The following is a 21,931-nucleotide window of genomic DNA, read 5'->3' as shown; positions in this document are numbered from 1 at the left end:
TAGGCTTCGGCGTATGTCCAGCTCGCGATGGCAGGGCCGGGCTGCGAACGTGGCCGTGGTGTTCGTGGTCGGCCTGGTCGCGCTCGTCGGCCTGCTGGTGCAGTCGGAGGGCGTCGACACCACCGCCGACCGGTTGGCGTTGCTGGTCGTGCTGGTCTCGTCCGGTGCGCTGTACCTGCGCCGCCGCCATCCGGTGTGGGTGGGTGTGGCGGCGCTGGCGGCCGTCGGCGCGTACGGTGCGTTGCTGCACCGGCCGGGACCGATCATGCTGGTCTTCGTCGTGGCGCTCTACACCGTGGTCGACGAGGGTCATCTCGCGGTGGCGATCGGGCTCGGGTCCGCCTCGGTGGTCGCCTTCGCCGTCGCGGACGGCGCCGGGCGGGCCGGGCCGACCTCCAACGGGGCGACGCTGCTGCACGCCGGGTGGCTCGTCGCGGTCATCGTCGGTGTCACCCGCAACCGCCGGGCGTACGTCGCGGAGGCGCGGGCCCGGGTGTTCGAGGCGGAACAGGGCATGCGGGAGGAGGCCCGTCGCCGGGCCACCGAGGAGCGGCTGCGCATCGCGCGTGAGGTGCACGACGCGCTCGGCCACCACCTCTCGCTGATCAACGTGCAGGCGAGCGCCGCGCTGCACCGTCCGGATCCCGCCCGGTCCGTGCAGGCGCTCACCGCGATCAAGCAGACGAGCAAGGAGACCCTGCGCGAGTTGCGCGCGACACTGGACGTCCTGCGGCAGGAGAGCGAGACACCCGCCGCGGTGCCCGGCCTGAACCGTCTCGACGAGTTGGTGAGCGTGGCCGCAGGGTCCGGGTTGACGATCCAGGTCGAGGTGACCGAGACCCGGCCGTTGCCGCCGGAGGTCGACCTGGCGGTGTACCGGATCGTCCAGGAGGCGCTCACCAACGTGGCCCGGCACGCGGACGCGTCCGCCGCGCTGGTCCGGGTCCGACCCGATGGGGACGACGTGCTGGTCGAGGTCGACGACGACGGCAGCGGCTCAGCCGGGCCGCCCGGCAACGGGATCCTCGGCATGGGTGAGCGGGCCCGGTCGTTGGGCGGATCGCTGACCGCGTGCCCGGACCCGGACGGCGGCTTCCGGGTGCGCGCCCGCCTTCCGCTGCGCCGCGGCACCGTACCGGCGGGGGTGCCGGCGTGATCCGGGTCCTGCTCGCCGACGACCAGACCCTGGTGCGCGCCGGGTTCCGGTCGATCCTGGAGGGTGAGGACGGCATCGAGGTGGTCGGTGAGGCCGCCGACGGCGCCGAGGCGGTGCGGCAGGCCCGGTGGGTGCGCCCGGACGTCGTCCTCATGGACATCCGGATGCCCGGGCTGGACGGCCTGGCGGCGACCCGCGAGATCGTCGCGAGTTCCGACATTCGCGTGATCATCTTGACGACGTTCGACCTGGACGACTACGTCTACGGCGCGCTGCGCGCCGGCGCGAGTGGGTTTCTGGTGAAGGACACCGAGCCGGCGGAGTTGATCCACGGGGTGCGGGTGGTGGCCCGGGGCGACGCGCTGATCGCACCGTCGATCACCCGCCGGCTGATCTCCGAGTTCGCCGCCCGGGTCCGGCATCCGGACCCGGGCCCGCGGTTGAGCGCGCTCACCGACCGGGAACGCGAGGTCATGGCGCTGGTCGCGGCCGGTCTGTCCAACGACGAGATCGCGGCACGGCTGGTGCTGAGCCCGGCCACCGCGAAGACGCACGTCAGCCGGATCATGACCAAGGCACAGGTCCGCGACCGGGCCCAGTTGGTGATCCTCGCGTACGAGTCGGGGCTGACCGTTCCCGGTTGGCTCACCCGGGACTGACCGCGACCTCGCCGCGGGGGCGGTCAGCCGGCGCGGCGGGCGCGGGCCAACGCCAGCCCGCCGAGCACGATGCCGACCGACCCGACCCCCAGGGCCACGAAGGCGCCGCCTCGACCGTTGCCGGTGCCGATGCCACTGTCGGAGGTCGCCACGACGAGGCCACCGAGGGCGACGCCGACCAGCCCCGCCGTCAGGGCCACGACGGCTCGGAGCCGCGCGTTGCCGGTGCCGGTGCGGGCCAACGCGAGCCCGCCGATGATCACGCCGGCCAGGCCCAGCACGGCGGCCACGGAGGCGCCGAGACGTCCGGCGCTCATGGTCGTGACGCTGGCGGCGGCGAGCAGGTGCGAGTCGTACATGGGGGTTTCCCTTCGCTCACGGACGGTGCCGGTGCAGCGTATGGAGCCGCGGGGTCACCGGTCGTCCGGCCGGAGTTGCCGAAGGGCGTACCACCGGGGTCGTACGCGTCCGACGCGACGCACCACCCCGGTTGTGTCGGTGGCCGCGAGCGAGCGCCGCCGCCGGCCGTACCTCGACCGGCGGCGGCGCGGGCGGGACCGATCAGGAGTACGGGAGCCGGAGCACCGACTGGTTGCCGACGCCCAGCGTGCTGGGGTTGTTGCCGATCGCCGACCAGACCTCCACCCGGACCGTGCCGTTGCTCAGCGTGCCCAACGAGCCGGTGGCCGAGGCGAGGCCGGCGTTCTGGGTGTAGTTCTCGTAGCCGGGGACCGGGTCGGTGGCGAAGTAGCGCCACGTCTCGGTCCGTTCCCAGCTGCCGTTGCCGGTCAGGTCGTAGGAGACCCGCACCTGCACGCCGTTACCGACCGCCGACCCGGCGTCCACGAACAGGTCGAACGTGGTCTGCGCGCCGGAGTAGGCGAGGTTGAGCCCGGTCGCGGTGAAGACCTGCGGGTTGGTGGGCGTACCGTCGTGGTTTCCGTTGGCGGCCGCGACCGTGGTCGTGGCCGCGCCACCGGCGGTGCCCAGACCACCGCCGGGCAGCAGGTACCGCGTCGGGCCGCCGGAGGACGGCGGCGGGTCGGTCGTCGGCGGCGGGTCCGTCGGCGTCGTCGGAGGGACGCCGCCGGCCGCGTTACCGCCACTCCAGGTGTACGCCCCGGTGGTGGCCGTCTTTCCGGCACCCACGGTGAGCGTGGTGCCGTTGGAGAACGTCACCGTGACCGGCGACGCGGTCGGGTTGGACGCCACGTAGGTGCGCGCGCCGTTGCGCGCGAAGACCGCCGACAGGGGGTGGTTGCCGGTGACCGTCGTGTCGACGGTGCCCAGCGCCGCGAGGTTGCGGATCCAGTGGAAGGTGTGTGCCCGGCTCTCCCCCTCCTCGGGTGTGTAGCCGGGGTTCGCCCGCAGGTTCGCCAGCGCCGCGTCGCCGTCGCCGAGGGCCTGGAACTGCCAGAGGATGTCCTGCCACACCGTCGGTTGCCCACCGTTGTTGCGGACGAGTTCGGCGTAGTTGGTCCGCACGTACGCCGGGTTGTTGCCCAGGTACAGGTGTCCGCCGGTGACGGGCAGCAGGTTGATGCCCTGGATCATCTCCGGCTCGCCGCTGAACCAGGTGGCGTACGCGCCGCCGTCGCCCCAGACCATGCCGACCGTCGAGTGCCCGAAGGCGGCGGGGAAGTTCTGGTCGCTGACGTCGAACCAGTACTCCTGGATGGCGGCGGCCTGCGTGGTGTAGAGGAAGACGCCGGCGTCGCGCACGGCGGTGTTGCCGGTGACCTGCCCCCACTGGATGAGGGCGTTGGCGAAGTTCATCCCCTCCGACGAGGACTCCTGGTTGTTGCCGGAGCCGAACGACCCGTGCCCGGACGCCCAGTCGTGCCCGGCGTAGATGTCGAAGTCACGCAGGTAGGGGAAGCGGGTGTCGTCGCGCCGGTAGTTGTTGGCGTCGCGGATCAGCAGGTCGACCATGCCGCCGTAGCGGCTGGTGGCGGCCCACGCCGGATCGAACTTGGCGAGCGTCGCCGCGGCGGCGATGTAGTAGCCGTAGTGGAAGTGGTGGTCGTTGAGCTCCTGGTCGGAGCCGTACGACGCCGGGTAGCCGATCAGGGTGCCCCAGTTGTTGTCGTAGTAGAAGACCTTGCTGGTCTTGCCGCTGGACGCGGTGAACCAGTCGGTGAGCGTGCTGCGGATGGCGTTCAGCGCGCTGTCGCGGGTCGTGGTGTCGTTGACCAGGTCGGCCACCTCGGCGAGGCGGGCGGCCCGGCCCAGGCCCTTGCCCGTCCAGTACGTGTCGCCGCCCCGCTGGTCCATCGGGTTCGAGCGGGCGGCGGCCAGGTGGCCGGTGAGGGTCGCCAGGTCGGCGCCGCTGCCGTCACCGACGGCCGGCAGTTCCGGCAGGACACCCTGGAACTTCATGGCGGTACGGAACTGGTTGATGCCGGTGAGCACCTTCATCCGGCCGCGTGCCGACGGGTAGGTCGGTGTGATCGGGGTGGACCCGCTCAGCGACTTCCACTGGTGCGGGTAGAGGCTGACCACCGTCTGCGTGGCGGTCCCCTCCCGGGCGGTGGTGGTGAACGCGTACGTGGTGGTCAGCCCGCTGGTCGCCGGGTTGTAGGCGGAGGACACCTGGGTGCCGGTGACGTGGGCGTGCGCGTACCGGCCGTAGGTGGTGGCCAGGTCGGCGCGTTCCGTGGCGCTCGGCGTCGGGGGCAGGAGGGCGACGGAGAAGTAGCCCCGACCGGCCAGGGTGGACGTGATCCGGCCGGACGCCACGGTCCAGGTGGCGCCGCTGGGCGCGTACCCGACGTAGTCGTGGCCGTTGACCCGGAAGCCGATGGTGGCACCGCTGGTGGACCAGACCTCCGGGGTGCCGGCGGTGCTGATCTGCGCGTTCCCACCGGTGGTCTGGAAGTACGCGAAGGGCAGCCCGTGGCCGATGGTGGCGCGCATGGTGCGGGTGCCGTCGCTCCAGTAGGGGCTGACCGTCCAGTCGGTCCAACCATCGACCTTGACCAGTGGCGCGGCGAGCCCGGCCACGCCGACCCGGATGTCCTGGACGTACGGGTAGTGGTATTCGCCGACGCCGGTGGCGGTGCCGCTGATGGCGGGTGTGGAGTTGGCGGAGAAGCCGAGGCCGTCGGTGAAGGTGTCGTACGAGACGGGGTGGGCGTGCAGGGGCTCGCTGAAGGCACAGTCGGTGCGCTTCCAGAGCAGTGAGGACCACCAGTCGTTGGTGGGCACCGCGCCGGCGGGGGCGTTGGCGGTGGCGAACTGCCGGGGATTGGTGGACATCGGCCCGCAGCCGGAGGGGAGCGGGCCGACCGGCGTGGTGGTGTAGCTGCCGGCCCCGACGGGGGCCGCCTCGGCGGGGCCGCTGACGGGGATGGTGAGGCCGCCGACGACCAGGGCCAGGGCGGTGGTGACGGCCAGTGCCCATCGGCGGTGGGGGACGGGAGGTTTCATGGTACCTCCATCGCGCGCCGGTGCCGGCGGGGGCCGGGATCGACGCCTGCGTCTGAATTGAGGAGAAGGTCTATCGAGAGAGCGCTCTCTCATCGGGCACGGTAATCGAACGCCGAGATCCCCGTCAATGTGTCCGGCCGGTTGCGTGCTGATGTCGCGATTTGCCGCCGGGCGGCTAACGGCGGGGCGGCGGCGGAGGCGTAGCCGCCCCGGGTCGGGCCGGTGGCCGCGTGCGCGGACCGGTCAGGTCATCCCAGCGGGCCAGCTCATTGGCCACGGCGACACGGACCGGGTCCGGGTTCGCCCAGCTCCAGTTGGGGTGCGCCCGGTTGGTGAGCAGGACGAGCACGCGTCTGCGGGCCGGGTCGACGAGCAGCGAGGTGCCGGTGAAGCCGGTGTGCCCGAAGGTGGTCGGACGACTGAGCCGGCCCATGAACCAGGGCTGGTTGAGCACCACGCCGAGACCGTGGTCGCTGCTGCGACCCGGTCGCTCGGGGTCGACGGCGGGCAGGCCGACGTTGGCGTTGGTCAGCATCCGCCGCACGGTGCTCTCGGCGAGGATCCGCTGCCCGCCGTAGACGCCGCCGTCGAGCAGGAGCTGACCGATGACGGCGACCTCCTGGGCGGTGCTGAAGACGCCGGCGTGCCCGGCGACGCCACCGAGGTGGTTGGCGACGTCGTCGTGCACGATCCCGCGCAGCAGCCCGCGCGACGAGCGGGCGTCGGTGGCCACCATCCGGGCGGCTCGTTCGGCGCTGCTGATCCAGGTGTTCGGCGTGAAGCCGGTCCACCGCAGGCCGAGCGGGTCGGCCAGGTTGGACTTCAGCGCCTGGTCGAGGGTCTGGCCGGTGACCTTCTCGACAAGCTTGCCGGCGACCATCAGGCCGACGCTGGAGTAGCGGAACACCCGGCCGGGCACGGCGCCACTGACCAGCGGGGTGGCCAGCACCGCCTTCCACCTCGCGGCGAGACTGCCGGAGCTGGTGCCGCTGGCGCCCACCGGCAGACCGCTCGTGTGCGTCAGGAGCATCGCCACGGTGACGGCCGACTTGCCGGTGCCGGTGAACTCGGGCAGATAGCTCACCACCGGCGCGTTCAGGTCGAGGCGACCCTTCTCCACCTGCTGCAGCACGAGGATCGACGTGTAGACCTTCGTGATCGACGCCAGGTCGAAGATCGAGTCGGGGCGCATCGGGACCCGCTGCGCGGCCGGCAGGAGCACCGGCCCCGCATCGAAGCGCAGTGCCTCACCGACGGTCGCCTGCGCGCTCGTCTGCCCGCCGGTGAGCTCCAGCGCCACCGCGCCCGCGTACGCCGGGTGCGAGGGATTCTGGCTGGTGGGTTGCAGGTGGACGGTGAGGAGGCCGGTCAGTCGCTGGCTGACCGTTCCCACCGTGCGACCCAGCGGGACGGCGCGCACGGCTCCACCCTGGCCGGCCGTGTCCGTCGACGGGGCCTGCCACGACCCGGCCTGCCCCGCCGGGGACTTCGCCTGGCAGCCGGTGAGCGCTGCGGCGGCGGCGGACAGCCCGAGGCCGAGCATCGAACGACGATGGAAACGCACGGCAGGATCATGTCACCCGATCGGGCGTGACGACAGGGCTTACGCCCCCGCCACGACTCCCGCGCGACGTCAGCGGAGGCCGGCGAAGAGATCGTCCTCGGGCACCGGTGCGCCGGTGGTGTCCCGGACCCGTACGAACGTCTCCATGCCCATCAGCTCGGTGAACCGCTCCTGGCCCAGCTGGAGGAAGAAGATGTTCTCGGTCTGGCTGGCATGCGTCGCCAACGCCTCGAACTTCTGCGCGCCGTACGCACGTGTGTCCACCCAGGTGCTGATCTCGTCGTCGGGCAGACCGAGCTGCGGCTGCGGCTCGTCCGGCTCGGCCCACTCGACGCCCAGCTCCTGCATGATCTTGCCGAACTCCGCGAACGCCGTACGCGGCACGGTGGTCCAGTACACCTTGGCGGGGACGTCGGTCTTCGCGACGGCGGCCATCGTGATCCGGTGGGCCTGAATGTGGTCCGGGTGGCCGTAGAAGCCGTTCTCGTCGTAGGTGACGACGACGTCCGGACGGTACTGCCGGATCAGCTCCGCCAACCGGTCCGCCGCCTCGTCCACCGGTGTGGTCCAGAACGAGCCGGGCAGGTCGTTGGTCGGCCAACCCATCATCCCGGAATCGGCGTACCCGAGCGTCTCCAGGTGCGTGACCTTCAACGCCGCGCAGCTGGCCTCCAGCTCGGCCTGGCGCATCGTCACGACGGCGGCCGGATCGTGGCCCGGATCGCCGGGCTTCACACCGCCCGGGCCGTCACCACACCGCCCGTCGGTGCAGGTCACGAGCACCGTCGTGACCCCCTCCGCCGCGTAGCGGGCCAGGACGCCGCCGGTGCTCGTCGCCTCGTCGTCGGGGTGGGCGTGCACCGCCATCAGGGTCAGGGATTGTTCAGCCATGCCGTCAGCCTACGAGGATCGGTCGGGGGTCGGTGGCCGCCAGCACCACCGGGGCGGTCAGGTGTCGTCCGGGTCGCTGTCGAGGTGCGGCCCGTTAGCGCCGCGCAACCGGTCGACCAGCTGCTCCAGGGCCGTGATCTCGGCGTGCAGCGCCACCCGGCCCTCCCGCGTCAGTCGCAACCAGGTGGCGGGCCGGCGGCCCTCGTACCCCTTGATCACCTGGAGCAGGTTCGCCTGCTCCAGGATCCGCAGATGCCTGTTGAGGTTGCCGTCGGTCAGGCTCAGCTCGTCGCGCAGGGTGGAGAACCGGCACTCCCGCGCCTCGCTGAGCATGGTCAGGATTGCCAGCCGTACGCGCTGGTGCACGGTGTCGTTCAGCGCGAGCGCCGGATGAGGCGGTGGTGACGGGGCGTCAGCCATGGTGGGCGGTCCGCCAGCTCTGCCAACCACGCACCGCCGCGAAGGCGATCAGTGGCAGGGCCATCAGGATGAGCCAGAAGCCCGGCCGCCAGTCGAGCTGGCCGCCGAACGAGTACGACCCGTCCAGCGCTGCGGCGAGGTCACCCGCGAGGACGTCGATGGCCCAGCCGGGCAGGCGGCCCATCGGGAACCACCCGCAGAGCCAGACCGTGAGGGCCGCTATCCATCCACCGGCGACCAGCAGACCTGTGCTGCGCTCGACCCAGCCGAGGGCCACCACCGCCGCCGCGATCGGCAGCAGCGGCGTCAGCAGGCCTGCCAGCCAGAAGTAGTCGGGATTCGTGACCAGGGTGTCGGCCAGCCGCTGTTCCTGTCGGGGCACGGCCGCGAGCACGGCCAGGAGGAGGAGAACGCCGAGGCCGGTGCCGACGAATGGCCGCCAGGCCACCCGCAGGCCCAGTGTGAGCGACCGCCGGTGATACCAGACGCCGATGGCGGCGAACAGCAGCGGCGTGCCGAGGAACCAGAACAGACAGGACGCGAGCGGGCTGCGTTGCTGATCGGGCAGGCCGGCCCAGAACGGGGAATCGGCGGAGATGCCCCCACACGGCCTCTCCTTGTCGGATCGCCCGACACGCTCGTCCGGACGCCCCTACGATCTGGGCTTGTCGAGGGCCGCGAAATCGCAGGCAGACACCGGGAAGAGCGCCGGAAGGGGACTGCGGGGATGGCACTGTTCGACGAGGTGAAGCAGGTCGACGCCGGCGTCCTGACCGTCGGATACGTGGAGGCCGGGCCGTCCGACGGCCCCGCCGTGATCCTCCTGCACGGCTGGCCGTACGACATCCACAGCTTCGTCGATGTCGTACCCCTGCTGGTGGATGCCGGCCACCGGGTGGTCGTGCCGTACCTGCGCGGCTACGGCACGACACGGTTCCGCTCCGCCGACACGATGCGAAACGGCGAGCCGGCGGCCATGGGCCTCGACCTGATCGCCCTCATGGACGCCCTGAGCATCGATACCGCGAAACTCGCCGGCTTCGACTGGGGTGCGCGCACGGCCGACGTGGTGGCCGCGCTGTGGCCCGAGCGCTGCCGGGGTCTGGTCTCGGTGAGCGGCTACCTGATCGACGGGCAGAAGTCGGGCACGGTGCCGCTGCCGCCGAAGGCCGAACTCTCCTGGTGGTACCAGTACTACTTCGCCACCGAGCGCGGCCGGAAGGGCTACGACACGAACCGGCGCGACTTCGCCAGACTGATCTGGCACACCGCCTCACCGAAGTGGACCTTCGACGACGCGACGTTCGAACGCAGCGCGGCGGCCTTCGACAATCCCGACCACGTCGACATCGTGATCCACAACTACCGGTGGCGGCCGGCCCTCGCCGACGGCGAGCCGCAGTACGACGAATGGGAGAAGCGTCTGGCGGCCAAGCCGAAGATCACGGTGCCCAGCATCTCCCTGGAAGGCGACGCCAACGGCGCGCCGCACCTGGACCCCGGCGTCTACGGCAAACAGTTCGCCGGGCAGTACGAGCACCGGACCGTCGGCGGCGGGGTCGGGCACAACCTTCCGCAGGAGGCGCCCCAGGCGTTCGCCGAGGCGGTGCTCGACGTCTGACCTCAGCGCGGAGCCGTCGGCCGTTCGACGCGCACGGGGTCGCCCCGGACCAGTTCGTCGTGGACGCGCCAGCGGGCGGTGACGACAGCGCGCCGGGCCGCCTCGTCGCCGTCCTCGACGCGCTGGCGCAGAAGGCGCAACGCGATGCGACGGTTGAGGCTGAACTGCCGCTCCTCGTCCACCACCACGACGATGCCCGACGGTCGGTGGGTCGCCCGTACCGCGGTGCTGGCCTTGTTCCGGTGCTGACCGCCGGGCCCACCGGTACGGCAGGCCACGATGTCGACGTCCGCCTCCGCGAACGGCGTGGGCGGGGCGTCGCTCTCGGGTGCCCGGGCGGTGACGTACCAGTTCTTCCGGCCGGTGCTCGCCCGGTACGGGCTGGGCGCCTGCCAGCACAGGGTGCCGGTCCACGAGGCGGCGAACGCCTCGGCGTGCGCGCCGGAGATCCGGATCAGCACCGACCGGTAGGTGCCGGGCCGCTCACCCGGCACGGCCTCGACCTGCTGAACCGTCAACCCCTGACGGTCGGCGTCGGTACGCAGACGGTGCAGCAGCCGGGCCACCGCCCACGCGCACTCCTGCGGCCCACGACCGGCGGACAGCAACAGGTACGTGCTCACGACCGGCCCCGCCCGCGCCGCCGGTCCCGCCGCTCGGGCCGGGGCACGGACCCCAGGTCGGGCGTCTTGTAGGTCACCAGGGGCGTCGTGCTGAGCACCGGAGTGGCCAGGTCGTGCGCGACGAGATCGGCGATCACCCGCTCGATGCGCTTGTACGCCGTCGGCGCCTCCTCGAAGAGCAACTGCCGGTCGCCGCACACCACCAGCGAGCCCACCGGCGTACGACGCAGCTCCTCGACCGTGTGCTTGGCCCGGCCCCGGCGCAGCGCGTCGGCGCGCGACATCTTGCGGCCCGCGCCGTGCGCCACCGAATGGTTGGCCTCCGCCCCGGCGTGGGCGGCCACGAGATAGGAGGCGGTGCCCCGGGTGCCGGCGATCAGCACGTCCCGGCCGTCGCCTGGCGCCGCTCCCTTACGGTGCAGGTAGATCCCGTCGCGGACCTCGACGAGGTTGTGGCACTGGTCGACGATCGGCTCGGTCGGCTCGGCTCCCAACGCGTGCGCAACCCGGGCCGCGAGCACCCGGCGGTTGAGCGATCCCCAGCGCACCGCGGCGTCGTGCAGCGCCAGGTAGGCGTCGGTGTCGACCGCCGGGCCCGCGCCGTGGACCTCGGTGTGCGTCCGCAGGATCCGCTCGCCCAGCCCACGCGAACCGCTGTGGACGATGAGCAGGAGCGCCCCGGCCTCCAGCCCGAGCCGGCTCGCGTGAGCCGAGTCGAGCACCGTGTCGACACGCGCCAGCTCGACGAAGTGGTTGCCCCGGCCGACCGTACCCAGCCCATCCAGGTGACCCGCCGGAACACTGCCCTGCACGACCGCCCAGGCCGGGTCGTCGGCGTCCCGCTGCGGGTCCAGCGCACGGTCGAGGTCGGGGAATCGCGTGGCGAGCCGTTCGGGTACGGCACGCTTGAGTCCGATGGGGAACACGGCGATGCCGCAGCCGATGTCGGAGCCCACCAGGTGTGGGTACAGCACGCTCGACGCCATGGCCGCGCCGATGGGAGCGCCCTTGCCGGGGTGCAGATCCGGCATCGCGGCAACGTGGAGCATGCCGTCGAGGGCGGCCACCTGCTGACACCGCGCGAGCGCTGCGGACTCGATCCAGCTCTCCGGCGAGGCGAACACGGTGACGGTGGCGGGCGTGGAGGAGTGGTCCTGAGACAAGGATGCTCACTTTTCGGGGCGAGAACGGACGGACGACGGCACGGCCCCGGGGAAACGTCACCGGGGCGTGGAGCGAGGGGTGGTCCGTCAGTACGTCATGGCTGGCACTCTCGCGGAGCCCGCCGCGCGCGGCAACCGGGTTTCCCTCGCCACGTACGCTGCCGCGGTGAGCGCACCCCGACGCATCCTGGTCTACGGGGTGTACGGCACCGGCAAGTCCACCCTCGCGGCACGCCTGGCCGAACACCTCGCGGTGCCCTGGTATCCGGTGGACGACCTGCTGTGGCAGCCGGGCTGGATCGAGGTGCCGGTCGCGCAGCAGCGCAGCCGGATCGAGGAGGTCTGCCGACGGGACCGCTGGATCATCGACGGGGCGTACCACGGGTGGCGGGACGTGCCCCTGGCCCACGCCGACCTGGTGATCGGCCTCGACTATCCGCGGTGGCGCTCGTTCTGGCAGTTGCTGCGCCGCACCATGCGCCGTCTGCGTACGCGCGAGGTGATCTGCAACGGCAACCGCGAGTCGCTGGGCAGCGTGCTGTCCCCCGACTCGATCCTGGTCTGGCACGTCACCGCGTTCGGCCGGGCCCGACGACGGATGCGCGCCTGGCAGGCTGACCCGTCCGGGCCGCCGGTGCTGCTGTTCAGCAAACCAGCAGCCCTCAACGACTGGATGACCACACTGCCCCGACGTAACCCCCCATAAGACCCCCGCGCCCGGACCTCCCCATACCGCGATCGTCCACTTTCTGTCCCGACGCAAGGGGCATTCCACCCATGTTGACAACCGAAAGTGCAAGATCGGCGCGATCTATGGCTGGGCACACGCCGGGACGCGAACACGGTCCTGGGCGGCCCGGCCGGTGGGTTACCGGCCGGGCCGCCGGTGGTCAGGACTCCTGGCGTCGGCGCCGGGCGAGGAGGAACGCGAGCCCGCCGAGGGCGACCATGGTCGTTCCCGCGCCGGTCAAGGCCTTCAGGCGGCCGTCACCGGTCACCGGCAGGATGGGAGCTTCCCCGCCGGGGCTGCCGGGTGCTCCAAGCGCTCCGGGGCTGCCGGGTGCTCCAGGGCTGCCGGGTGCTCCGGGTGCTCCGGGCGCTCCGGGGCTGCCGGGTGCTCCGGGCGCTCCAGGGCTCCCGGGTGCTCCGGGTGCTCCGGGCGCTCCAGGCGCTCCGGGGCTGCCGGGCGCTCCGGGTGCTCCAGGGCTGCCGGGTGCTCCGGGGCTGCCGGGTGCTCCAGGGCTGCCGGGTGCTCCGGGGCCGCCGGGTGCTCCGGGGCCGCCGGGTGCTCCGGGGCTGCCGGGTGCTCCGGGGCTGCCGGGTGCTCCGGGGCTGCCGGGTGGACCGGACGGTCCGGGTGGACCGGTGGGCCCGGGGGGACCGGTCGGTCCGGCGCAGGTCGGCGCGGAGATGACGTTGGTGTCGAGGGTGACGGCGGCCGTTCGCGCCAGCGCGCGTCCCTGAAGCGTCGCGCCGGTGGCCATGGTGATCGCGGCCTGAGCCATGATCGTGCCGACGAAGGTCGTGCCCGTGCCGATCGTCGCCGAGCTGCCGATCTTCCAGAACACATTGCAGGCCGACGCGCCGTTGATGAGGACCACGCTGCTGTTCGACGCCGTCGTCAACGAGGAGTCGACCTGGAAGATGAACACGGCGGCCGGGTCGCCCTGGCCGTTGAGTGTCAACGCCCCGGTGAGCTGTGCGGCCCCGATCCGGTAGACACCCGGATTGAGGGTGTTGCCGCCGAGTTCCGCCGGGATGTTGGTGAACGGCGTCCGGCCGGCGGCGTCGTTGAAGGCGATGGTCAGGTCGCTCTGAGCCTGAAGGGCGACCGCGTCACCGAGGTGAACCTCGCCGCCGATGGTCGCCGTGCCGAAGCCCGAAGCGGTGTTTCCGGGGAACCTCCCGAGGCTCTGCGCCAGGAAGCTCGGGCCGGTGTTGGTCGGTTCGGCCCCGGCGAGGACGGAGAAGTCGGCTGCCGTCCCCAGGTTCACCGGCGCATCTGCCGCGCTGGCCGGGGTCGAGTTGAGCAGTAACAGGCTCGCTGCCACGGCGGCGGCCGCGGACGCCGCGAGCGCGGGTAGGAGCCTTCGCCGAAGGCGATGACTGGTTTTCGCTGTCACAGAACACCCTCCGTGGGTACAACTCGCAGGAGGCGTCTCAGGAGCCGCATCCTGCGTTGAGCGGCATAGATGGCAAGTAAGTGCGCTGACCACCACACCACGTCAGAGGGTCTTATACCATCAAAACGGGACAATACAGAGGACCGACGACGGCATTCATGGTGTCCGGAGTGCACGGTGTCGAGAAACTCACTCGCGTCCGCCCGTTGTGGACGCCGGCGGTCGTCTTCAGCGCGGGCGCACCGGCACGGGTCGGACCGCGCGTCCGAGTGCGCAGGGTGAGGACGGGCTGTTGCTGCCGGCCGGGAAACGGAACCGACGCAGATCCTCGATGACGAACTCCTGCGCCCTGATGGCGGCGACGGTGTCACGGTTGGTGTGGCAGCCGGCGAACAGGCTCGGCCACACCGTCGCGTCCACCAGCCGCTGGACCCGCCGCAGACGGTCGGGCTCCTCGGCGGCGACGTGCTCGAAGAACCGCAGCTGACCACCGGGGCGCAGCACCCGACCGACCTCGGCGAGCGCGGCCGCCTGATCGGGCACGGTGCACAACACCAACGCGACCACGGCCGCGTCGAACTCGGCGTCCCGGGCGGGCAGGGCCTGGGCCAGGCCGTCGACGACCGTGACCGGTACGGGTGCCGTCGGTGCCGCCCGGAGGGCCGCGGCGCGCAGGCGTGGTTCCGGTTCGACCGCCACAACCTCGGTCACGGCCGGCGGATAGTGGGAGAACATTCGGCCGTTGCCCGCACCGACCTCGATCACCCGGCGCCGGACAGCCCGGCGACCAGGTCCCGTCGGAACTCCGCCGTCCCGGCGCGGTCCATGGCGACGCTGAGCCGCTCGTAGACCCGGGCGAACACCGGGTGGGAGACCGCGGCCACGTCGACCTCCAGAGTTGGCGGGTGGCACCGTTCTTCGTCGATTGTCGCGCATCCGCGCATCCGCTCGCCGGTGCCGACGCCCGGTACTTCGGTGCCAAGCTGGGGGAGCGCTCGCTCGTCCCCGCGACGGCGCCCGCATCGCCGGTACACGGCTGGACGACTGGCGTGCCCGCTCGGCCGGCGGGAGGTGACCCGGCCCGTTACGGCGGCGGGTCGATCCGCCCGCCGAGGCGCCGCACCAACTCCCGCACCGCCTCGGTGAACGGCTCGTCGGACTCGCCGGGCCAGTGCCCCTCGATCGGTGGCGGGACGCTGTCGCTGGGTGGCGTCACCACGTCGCGCGGGTCGCGCTGGCGGCGATCCACCGAGGTGGCCGGGTCACCCGTGGTGGCCGGTGCCGACGACCGGTGGCCGGAGAAGATCCAGCCGCCTACCGGGTCCGTGTCGCGCCACAGGTTCACCCAGCGCCAGCCGACGCGGTGGCCGATCTCGCGCAGCGCGGCGTCGTTGACGTAGGCGGGGAAGAGTCGCGCGTAGAGCCGTCGCAGCGGCGACCCGTGGGTGAGCAGGGCGACCCGGCCGCCGATGTGCGGTGGCAACTGGAGCACCGTCGCGGCGAGCAGCACCGACCCGTGGCTGTGCCCGGTGAGCAGCACCGCGTCGCCGCGTCCGACGAGGTACGTGATGCGCCGGGTCAGTTCCGGCACGGCGCGTTCGGAATAGCAGGGGGGCGCGAACGGGTGGGCGGCCCGGGGCCAGAAGGTGCCGAGGTCCCAGAGCACGCCGACGTGCCGGCGGAACGGAACGCTTCGGTAGGCGAAGACGCCGCCGACGACCAGGCCGAGGATGATCGCCGCGATCACCCAACTGCCGAACGCGATGCCGAAGGTGACCGCGCCGGCCGGCAGACCGGCGAACCGCTCGACGATGTCGCTCGGAAAGTGCCCGAGCAGGCCGACGGTGGTGGTGGCCGTGCCCAGCCCGGCGAGGCAGCCGTAGACGACGGCCAGTGGCACCAGCTTCTCGGTGAACCGGGCGCGGGCTATCGCGTCGCGGACCTGCCGAAGTCGGGGTCCGGCCTCCGCCGGCGGGTGCGGATGGTCGTGCGCGACGATGGCCGCCGCGGCGTGCTGCCGGCCGCGTCGGGAGATGAGGGCGATCAGGCCCGCGACGATCACCGTGAGCAGCGCCGCGCGCAGAAAACCGAAGATCGCCCAGGTGTACGCGCGGGGCGGGCCGGTGGCGATGCCCTGCCCGGTCGGCGCGTCCCGGTCGAGGAAGTCCGCCGCCCGGTAGACCAGCTCGGCGGCGTACGCCACCGCCAGACTGATCCCGGTGGCCGCGATCACGAGGGCGCCCAACCCGAACATCGGGGTGACGCCTCGCCGCCGGTCGCGGTGCCACAGCAACACCACGCCGAGGGCGGCGAGCAGCGTCGTCTGGGCGACGAACAGTCCGGCCAGGGTCGCGTCGTAGCCGGGAAGGCCACGGCGCTCGCTCCACGGTTGCGGGCTGGCCAGCACGTGGACCACCACGACGACGGTCAGGATGACCGCGATGCTCCGCAGCGCGGACGTGATCGCGTCGAGCCGGCGGTCGGCGGCGCCCCGGTCGATCAGCGGCGGTGTGCAGAGCAGGCCCACGCAGGCGGCCAGGACCACGGCGGTGACCACGGTCAGCGCGATCGTGGTGGCTGTGGCGCCGATGTCGGCCCGGGCGAGGAGCAGGGTGAGGTCCAGTGTCGCGAACGCGGCCGCGACGTGGATCGAGCGCAGCCGGCCGACCAGCGGCTCGGCGTCCCACTGACCGACCGCGGCGAGTGGATGCGCGGAGCCCTCCGTCTCGGGGGCGCGAAACGCGTCGAACGCCCTCCCCGGTCGGTTGCTGAACCGCCAGACCAGGCCGATGGCGGCGACCGGGACGAGCGCGAGCACCGCCAGCCGCACGCCCACCGGTTGCCCGCCCAACCAGGACAACCAGGAGCGTCCGGTCATGCAGCGGGCCGAGCCGGTGCACTTCCAACCGAGCAGATCCAGGGCGACGCCGGCGATGGCGAGCACGTACAGCGCGGTGAGGGTGAGCGCCAGCACCCGGCACAGGGACCTGACCATGGCCTCCGAGCCGGGGTGCGCCGGACGCATCCAGATCGCGACGTTGACCAGCATGAACGGCAGCAGGAAGACCAACGCCACGGTACGAGCCACGGTCCCGGACGGCAGGTCGCCCCAGCGGTACGCCTCCAGCGTCACTCCGTGCACCGCGCTGGTGTCCGTACGCTGGGGTCGTTGCCGGTAGAAGCCTCCGCTGCGGTCGCCCGCGACCTGCGCGATCTGCCGCAGGTCGAGTACCTGGTCGGGGCTCGCGCCGGAGACCCCGTGCACCCGCAACTCCACGACGTCGGGCACGTCCGGACCGGGGACGGCCGGCCCGCTCAACTGCGCTGATCCATCCGACATCCCCCCGACGCGTCTCGGCCAGCCTCCGGCGGCTCCTCCCGCCGAGGCCGGTCCCGCCGACCCCGCGTTCTACCGACCCGAGCGGCCCCAATCGCCGCCCGGCGCAACGGTCGACTAGCCGGGCTGGGCGGCGGCGCGGACCAACTGTCGGTAGGTGCGCGGTGAGACCCCGGTGGTGCGCTTGAAGGCGACGCTGAGCGCGCTCTCCGAGCCGTAGCCGACGGCCTGGGCGATGCTGGCCACCGTGTCGGATCCGCGCCGGATGCGGTCGGCGGCCAACTCGATCCGCCAGTTCGTGAGGTACTCCAATGGGCCGACACCGACCACCCGCTTGAAGCGGGCGGCCAACGTCGACCGGGAGACGGTGGCGGCGCGGGCGAGGTCGTCCACGGTCCACGGTTGTGCGGGCCGGGCGTGCAGCGCCCGCAGCGCCGGGGCGACCACCGGGTCGGCGAGGCCGGCCAGCCAGCCGGTGGTGGCCCCAGGGTCGCGGGCCAGGTGCAACCGGAGGACCCGGATGAGCAGGACGAGCGCGAGATGCTCGGCGACGAGCCTCGACCCGAGCTGTGTCCGCTGCAACTCGGCGTCGATCTCGGTGAGGGCCCACCGGACGGCACCGGCCTCCGGGGTGTCGGCGGGTACGTGGATGACCGGCGGGAGGCTGTCGAGCAGAAGGCTGCGGGCCCGGTCGCCCAGGGTGAACGCGCCGCCGACGAGGAAGACGTCGTCCCCGTCGCCGACCTGCGCCACGCCGTCGACGGCGGTGGCGAAGATCGGGTGCGCCGGCTCGACCGGCACGTCGGCGTCGCTGAAGAGTGTGTAGGCCACCGGCCGGGTCAGCAGGAAACAGTCGCCCTCGTCGAGGCGGATCGGGTCGGGTTCGCCGTCGACCCGCAGGAAGCATCGGCCGCGCCGGACGGCGTTGAACTTGGCCCCGGCCGGCGGCTCGAACGCGACGGCCCAGCGTCCGCCGGCGACCAGGCCGGCGGAGACGCGACTCGTCGCGCCGAGCAGAGCCAGCACGTCCTCAAGCGGATCCACCCCACACCCCCTGGACGCTTACTAAAGTATGACGGAGTTCAGACTATAGGCGGTCCAGCGGGTTCGTTCGTAGCCTGGCTGACATGACAGCGAACCAACGTCTCACCACCCCGTTCACCGCACGCACCACCGCCGCCGAAATCCTGCGCGGGGTTGACCTGAGTGGGCGCCGGATGATCGTCACCGGGGGTGCCTCCGGTATCGGCGTCGAGACGGTGCGCGCCCTGGCCGGTGCCGGCGCCGAGGTCACCGTCGCCACCCGTGATCCCCGGCGCGCCGAGGCGCTCGTCGCGGAGTTCGCCGGCCGTGGCGTGGTCCGGTCGGCCGCGCTCGACCTCTCCGACCTGGAGTCGGTCGACGCGTTCGTCGACGGGTGGCAGGGCCCGCTCGACGCCCTGGTCGCCAACGCCGGGATCATGGCGATCCCCACCCGCCAGCTCACCGCGCAGGGTTGGGAACTCCAGCTCGCGACCAACTACCTCGGTCACTTCGCGCTCGCCCTGGGGCTGCACGACAGCCTGCGGGAGGCGCGGGCCGGACGGGTCGTGGTGGTCAGCTCCGGCGCCCACCTGGCCGCGCCGTTCGACTTCGACGACCCGCAGTTCGAGCGGCGTGCGTACGACCCGTGGTCGGCCTACGGCCAGTCGAAGACCGCGGAGGCCCTGCTCGCGGTCGGCATCACCAGTCGGTGGGCGCAGGACGGGATCGCCGCCAACGCCCTCAACCCCGGCTACATCTTCACCAACCTCCAGCGCCACATCGACGACGACACGATGCGGGCCATGGGTGCCATGGACGAGGCGGGCAACCTCATCGAGGCGGACTACTACAAGACGCCGGCCCAGGGCGCGTCGACGACCGTGCTGCTGGCCGGCTCGCCCCTGCTCGACGGTGTCAGCGGACGGTACTTCAACGACAACCAGGAGGCCGAGATCGTGCCCGGCGGCCCCGACGCCACCGGCGGTGTGGCCGCCCACGCGCTGGACCCGGCCGCCGCCGACCGGCTCTGGACGTACGCCGAGAAGGCGGTGGTTACGCGCTGAGCGCGGCGCGACGACGTCCCGCGCCGCCCGGCCGCTCCGGCGGGGACGCGCGCCGACAGGATTGATCTGGTCCCGGCGGGGTTGATCTGGTCACGGCCGGGTAGGTGCCGCCATGGTCGCTGCCGATCGGCCCGCCGCGGGCGGGGGCACGCCGAGCCGGGACGACACCAGTGCGCGTGTGGGACCGTCGGCGACCGTCGTCCGCCTCCGTGACCGCTCGGTCGAGGCGCTGCGGGACCGGTCGCGTCGGGTGCGTGCCATCGGCGGGCTCGCCGTGCAGGCCGGACTGGCCGCGGCGCTGTCCTGGCTGGTGGCGCACCAGCTGCTGCAGATCTCGCAGCCGGTGTTCGCGCCGATCTCGGCGGTGTCGACGCTCGCCGCGTCGGTCGGTCAACGGCTGCGCCGCACCGTCGAGCTGATCATCGGTGTCGCCGTCGGGGTGCTGATCGGTGACCTGCTGATCCTGGTGATCGGCACCGGATGGTGGCAGCTCGGCCTGATGGTCGTGCTGGCCATCATGGTGGCGTTGTTCCTCGTGGGCAGTGCGGCGGTGGTGATCCAGGCTGGTGCCACGGCGGTGCTCATCGCCACGCTCAGCCCGTCGGTGCGTGACCTGGAGTTCCCCCGGTTCGTGGACGCCCTCATCGGAGGGGCGGTGGCGCTGCTGGTGACGGCCGTGCTGCTGCCGTTGAACCCGTTGCGGGTGCTCAACCGGGCGGCGCGGCCGGCGCTGGATCTGCTCGCCGCCCAGCTCGACGCCACCGTGCACGCCCTGCGCGAGGGTGATGTGGCCCGTGCGCGTGCCGCGCTGATCGAGCTGCGGCAGAACAGCGACGAGGTGAACGCTCTGATCGAGGCGACGAAGGGTGCTCGGGAGGCCAGCACCCTGTCACCGGTCAACTGGCATCACCGGCACGGGCCGGTGGGCCGGTACGCACACGTGGCGGAGCCGATCGACCGGTCGATGCGGAACAGCGGGACGTTGATCCGCCGGGCGGTGACGCTGCTCGAGGACCGGGAGCAGGTCCCGGAGTCGATGCCGAGGGCGGTCGCCGAGTTGGCCGAGACGGTCCGGCTGCTCAAGCGGCAGTTCGCCGCCGGGGAGGAGCCGCTCCGGGCGCGGGAGCAGGCCTTGCGGGCGGTCTGCGCGGCCGGTGACGCGTACCGGGAGGGCGTCGGTTTTTCCGGTGCCGTCGTGATCGCGCAGGTCCGGACGACCGCCAGCGACCTGATGGTGGGCACGGGGTCGACCCAGGAGACCGCGAACGGCCTGGTCCGGCGCGCGTTCGGCGAGCTGCGACCCCCGGGCGCGGCCCGCCTCCGGTGACGCGTGGTGGCACCTGATGGCATCAGCTTGAGCCAGCCTGTTGCATCCTGAGCCAAAGTGGTGCCATGATGGTGCCATGGAGCTGAGGTCGTATGTCGAGAACCTGCGTGACGAGTTCGCCGTGGCGGCGGAGGGCGTCGACCCGGAGGCACGGGAGTTGGCCGAGAGGCTCTTCACCCAGTTGGAGGCGGCGACCCGCCTCACGCTGCTCGAGGCGCTCTCCGACGCGGCCGACGAGATCACCCGTGAACTTGCTCCGGGCGCCGTGCACGTCCGGCTGCGCGGACGCGAGCCGGACTTCGTGGTGACGCCGGCCAACCCGCCGACGGAGGGGCCGGGGGAGGCCAGCGAGCCGGCCCCGATGCCGGCGCCGCTGCTCCCACCCGAGGGTGACGACGGCGGCACGTCCCGGATCAACCTGCGCCTGCCCGACCATCTGAAGGCCAGCGTCGACGAGGCGGCCAGCCGGGCCGGGCTGTCCGTCAACGCCTGGCTGGTGCGAGCCGTCGCCGGCGCCGTCGGAGCGGGCGGCCCGGACCGTCAACCACCCCGCCGGGTGGAGCCGCCACGGTCCGGCCAGCACTTCACCGGCTGGGCGCGCTGACCCGTACCCCTTTCCCTTCACCCGCCGCCCACCAGCGGCGACGTCCATCGACCACCTTTCGGGAGACCACCATGCCTGTTTTCGACACGCCAGAGCCGATTTCCGTCCAGATCGAGATGCCCGTCGGGGACGCGTGGATCGCCGCGACCGACCGCACCGACACGGTGGTGCGGGTGCGCCCCCGGGATCCGTCGAGCAAGGCCGACGTCGGCGCTGCCGAGCAGACGACCGTCGAGTACGCCGCCGGCAAACTGCTGATCAGGGTGCCGAAGAGTTGGCGTCGCTACGGCTTCGGCGCCGGGCCGTCGGTCGACGTCCTGATCGAGGTGCCCAGCGGGTCACGGCTGCACGCCGAGGCGTCGTGGGCCGCGTTCCGCTGCGAGGGCCGGCTCGGCGAGTGCCGCATCAAGACCGGCAGTGGGATCCGGCTCGACGAGACCGGGCCGCTCGACATCGACAGCAGCCACGGCGAGATCGCGGTGGAACGCGTCGCCGGTTCCGCCCGGGTGAAGGCGTCCTCCGGCAAGGTGCGCATCGGTGCCGTCGACGGCACCGCCGAGATCAAGAACTCCTCGGGTGACTGCTGGATCGGCCAGAGCGGCGGGGACGTGCGGATCAACACCGCCTACGGCGACATCACCGTCGACGCACCGATGACCTCGGTGAACGCCCGCACCGCCTACGGCAACGTCCGGCTGGGTCAGGTCGTGCGGGGGTCGATCGAGTTGCAGACCTCGTACGGCGCGATCGAGGTCGGCGTCCGGCGCGGCACCGCGGCCTGGCTCGACGTCAGCTCCCGGCACGGCCGGGTGCACAACGCGCTCGAGACCACCGACAGCCCGGCGCAGACCGACGAGACGGTCGAGGTCCGGGCGAACACCTCCTACGGCGACATCATGATCCGCCGCGCCTGATCCGCAGTCCCTC

General features: G+C 72.3%; 20 protein-coding genes. 8 read left to right on the top strand and 12 right to left on the bottom strand.

Features of this window, described 5'->3' with window-relative positions:
* The first annotated feature begins 13 nt into the window (after positions 1-13).
* Positions 14-1,156, top strand: a complete 1,143-nt coding sequence (locus AB0H52_RS14820; RefSeq protein ID WP_151487914.1) for a histidine kinase — start codon at positions 14-16, stop codon at positions 1,154-1,156.
* Positions 1,153-1,815, top strand: a complete 663-nt coding sequence (locus AB0H52_RS14815; RefSeq protein ID WP_151487915.1) for a response regulator transcription factor — start codon at positions 1,153-1,155, stop codon at positions 1,813-1,815. The genes AB0H52_RS14820 and AB0H52_RS14815 overlap by 4 nt, the downstream gene beginning before the upstream one ends.
* 23 nt (positions 1,816-1,838) lie before the next feature.
* Here AB0H52_RS14815 and AB0H52_RS14810 read toward each other — a convergent pair whose 3' ends face one another.
* The 6 genes from AB0H52_RS14810 to AB0H52_RS14785 form a co-directional block, all read right to left on the bottom strand.
* A complete protein-coding gene (locus tag AB0H52_RS14810; RefSeq protein ID WP_151487916.1) occupies positions 1,839-2,174 on the bottom strand; it encodes a DUF6223 family protein in 336 nt (111 codons plus the stop codon).
* A 202-nt stretch (positions 2,175-2,376) separates the two neighbouring features.
* A complete protein-coding gene (locus AB0H52_RS14805; RefSeq protein ID WP_357947856.1) occupies positions 2,377-5,244 on the bottom strand; it encodes a glycosyl hydrolase in 2,868 nt (955 codons plus the stop codon).
* A gap of 175 nt (positions 5,245-5,419) precedes the next feature.
* Positions 5,420-6,808 carry a serine hydrolase domain-containing protein gene (locus AB0H52_RS14800; RefSeq protein ID WP_357947853.1) on the bottom strand — a complete coding sequence of 463 codons (1,389 nt, stop codon included), beginning with the start codon at positions 6,806-6,808 and terminating at the stop codon, positions 5,420-5,422.
* A gap of 69 nt (positions 6,809-6,877) precedes the next feature.
* On the bottom strand, positions 6,878-7,699 hold the full coding sequence (locus AB0H52_RS14795) for a PIG-L family deacetylase (protein WP_151487918.1): 822 nt from the start codon (positions 7,697-7,699) through the stop codon (positions 6,878-6,880).
* A gap of 57 nt (positions 7,700-7,756) precedes the next feature.
* Positions 7,757-8,119, bottom strand: coding sequence for a transcriptional regulator (locus AB0H52_RS14790; protein WP_151487919.1), 363 nt, complete (start codon positions 8,117-8,119; stop codon positions 7,757-7,759).
* Positions 8,112-8,567 (bottom strand): hypothetical protein, encoded by a 456-nt coding sequence (locus tag AB0H52_RS14785; RefSeq protein ID WP_151487920.1) that lies wholly within the window; start codon positions 8,565-8,567, stop codon positions 8,112-8,114. Before AB0H52_RS14785 ends, AB0H52_RS14790 begins: the two co-directional genes overlap by 8 nt.
* Before the next feature lie 279 nt (positions 8,568-8,846).
* Here AB0H52_RS14785 and AB0H52_RS14780 point away from each other — a divergent pair, with 279 nt between their 5' ends.
* Entirely contained in the window at positions 8,847-9,740 is an 894-nt protein-coding gene (locus AB0H52_RS14780) for an alpha/beta hydrolase (RefSeq protein ID WP_151487921.1), read from the top strand.
* 2 nt (positions 9,741-9,742) lie between these two features.
* Here the strand turns inward: AB0H52_RS14780 and prfH are convergent, their stop codons facing one another.
* On the bottom strand, positions 9,743-10,363 hold the full coding sequence (gene prfH / locus AB0H52_RS14775) for a peptide chain release factor H (protein ID WP_151487922.1): 621 nt from the start codon (positions 10,361-10,363) through the stop codon (positions 9,743-9,745).
* Entirely contained in the window at positions 10,360-11,526 is a 1,167-nt protein-coding gene (locus AB0H52_RS14770) for an RNA ligase RtcB family protein (protein WP_357947848.1), read from the bottom strand. Before AB0H52_RS14770 ends, prfH begins: the two co-directional genes overlap by 4 nt.
* A gap of 166 nt (positions 11,527-11,692) precedes the next feature.
* On the opposite strand from AB0H52_RS14770, the gene AB0H52_RS14765 reads away from it, so the two are divergent.
* Complete coding sequence (locus AB0H52_RS14765) at positions 11,693-12,232, top strand: adenylate kinase (RefSeq protein ID WP_151487924.1); 540 nt, start codon at positions 11,693-11,695, stop codon at positions 12,230-12,232.
* 184 nt (positions 12,233-12,416) lie between these two features.
* Here the strand turns inward: AB0H52_RS14765 and AB0H52_RS14760 are convergent, their stop codons facing one another.
* The 4 genes from AB0H52_RS14760 to AB0H52_RS14745 all read right to left on the bottom strand — a co-directional run bounded on the left by AB0H52_RS14760 (position 12,417) and on the right by AB0H52_RS14745 (position 18,030).
* Positions 12,417-13,577, bottom strand: coding sequence for an ice-binding family protein (locus tag AB0H52_RS14760; protein ID WP_357947845.1), 1,161 nt, complete (start codon positions 13,575-13,577; stop codon positions 12,417-12,419).
* A gap of 300 nt (positions 13,578-13,877) precedes the next feature.
* Positions 13,878-14,585, bottom strand: a complete 708-nt coding sequence (locus AB0H52_RS14755) for a class I SAM-dependent methyltransferase (protein ID WP_255473635.1) — start codon at positions 14,583-14,585, stop codon at positions 13,878-13,880.
* 148 nt (positions 14,586-14,733) lie between these two features.
* A complete protein-coding gene (locus tag AB0H52_RS14750) occupies positions 14,734-16,968 on the bottom strand; it encodes a hypothetical protein (RefSeq protein ID WP_357947842.1) in 2,235 nt (744 codons plus the stop codon).
* Positions 16,969-17,103: 135 nt separating this feature from the next.
* On the bottom strand, positions 17,104-18,030 hold the full coding sequence (locus AB0H52_RS14745) for an AraC family transcriptional regulator (protein ID WP_151487926.1): 927 nt from the start codon (positions 18,028-18,030) through the stop codon (positions 17,104-17,106).
* Between the two features lie 83 nt (positions 18,031-18,113).
* On the opposite strand from AB0H52_RS14745, the gene AB0H52_RS14740 reads away from it, so the two are divergent.
* From AB0H52_RS14740 to AB0H52_RS14725, 4 genes are all read left to right on the top strand, one after another.
* The gene (locus AB0H52_RS14740; RefSeq protein ID WP_151487927.1) at positions 18,114-19,073 is read left to right on the top strand and encodes an SDR family NAD(P)-dependent oxidoreductase; all 960 of its coding nucleotides are present in this window, start codon (positions 18,114-18,116) and stop codon (positions 19,071-19,073) included.
* A 112-nt stretch (positions 19,074-19,185) separates the two neighbouring features.
* Entirely contained in the window at positions 19,186-20,400 is a 1,215-nt protein-coding gene (locus AB0H52_RS14735) for an FUSC family protein (protein WP_357947839.1), read from the top strand.
* A 76-nt stretch (positions 20,401-20,476) separates the two neighbouring features.
* On the top strand, positions 20,477-21,004 hold the full coding sequence (locus AB0H52_RS14730; RefSeq protein ID WP_151487929.1) for a hypothetical protein: 528 nt from the start codon (positions 20,477-20,479) through the stop codon (positions 21,002-21,004).
* A gap of 71 nt (positions 21,005-21,075) precedes the next feature.
* On the top strand, positions 21,076-21,918 hold the full coding sequence (locus AB0H52_RS14725; RefSeq protein ID WP_151487930.1) for a DUF4097 family beta strand repeat-containing protein: 843 nt from the start codon (positions 21,076-21,078) through the stop codon (positions 21,916-21,918).
* The last annotated feature ends 13 nt before the right edge of the window (positions 21,919-21,931 follow it).

The organism is Micromonospora sp. NPDC050695 (assembly GCF_040654415.1).
Lineage (GTDB): Bacteria > Actinomycetota > Actinomycetes > Mycobacteriales > Micromonosporaceae > Micromonospora.
This window is presented reverse-complemented; position numbering and strand designations above follow the sequence as displayed.

Excerpts from the sequence above, each read along its gene's own strand:
- AB0H52_RS14820 (WP_151487914.1), top strand. The coding sequence starts at position 14 with ATGTCCAGCTCGCGATGGCAGGGCCGGGCTGCGAACGTGGCCGTGGTG.
- AB0H52_RS14795 (WP_151487918.1), bottom strand. The coding sequence starts at position 7,699 with ATGGCTGAACAATCCCTGACCCTGATGGCGGTGCACGCCCACCCCGAC.
- AB0H52_RS14735 (WP_357947839.1), top strand. The coding sequence starts at position 19,186 with ATGGTCGCTGCCGATCGGCCCGCCGCGGGCGGGGGCACGCCGAGCCGG.
- AB0H52_RS14780 (WP_151487921.1), top strand. The coding sequence starts at position 8,847 with ATGGCACTGTTCGACGAGGTGAAGCAGGTCGACGCCGGCGTCCTGACC.
- AB0H52_RS14755 (WP_255473635.1), bottom strand. The coding sequence starts at position 14,585 with ATGCGCGACAATCGACGAAGAACGGTGCCACCCGCCAACTCTGGAGGT.
- AB0H52_RS14805 (WP_357947856.1), bottom strand. The coding sequence starts at position 5,244 with ATGAAACCTCCCGTCCCCCACCGCCGATGGGCACTGGCCGTCACCACC.
- AB0H52_RS14790 (WP_151487919.1), bottom strand. The coding sequence starts at position 8,119 with ATGGCTGACGCCCCGTCACCACCGCCTCATCCGGCGCTCGCGCTGAAC.
- AB0H52_RS14725 (WP_151487930.1), top strand. The coding sequence starts at position 21,076 with ATGCCTGTTTTCGACACGCCAGAGCCGATTTCCGTCCAGATCGAGATG.
- AB0H52_RS14810 (WP_151487916.1), bottom strand. The coding sequence starts at position 2,174 with ATGTACGACTCGCACCTGCTCGCCGCCGCCAGCGTCACGACCATGAGC.
- AB0H52_RS14740 (WP_151487927.1), top strand. The coding sequence starts at position 18,114 with ATGACAGCGAACCAACGTCTCACCACCCCGTTCACCGCACGCACCACC.
- AB0H52_RS14730 (WP_151487929.1), top strand. The coding sequence starts at position 20,477 with ATGGAGCTGAGGTCGTATGTCGAGAACCTGCGTGACGAGTTCGCCGTG.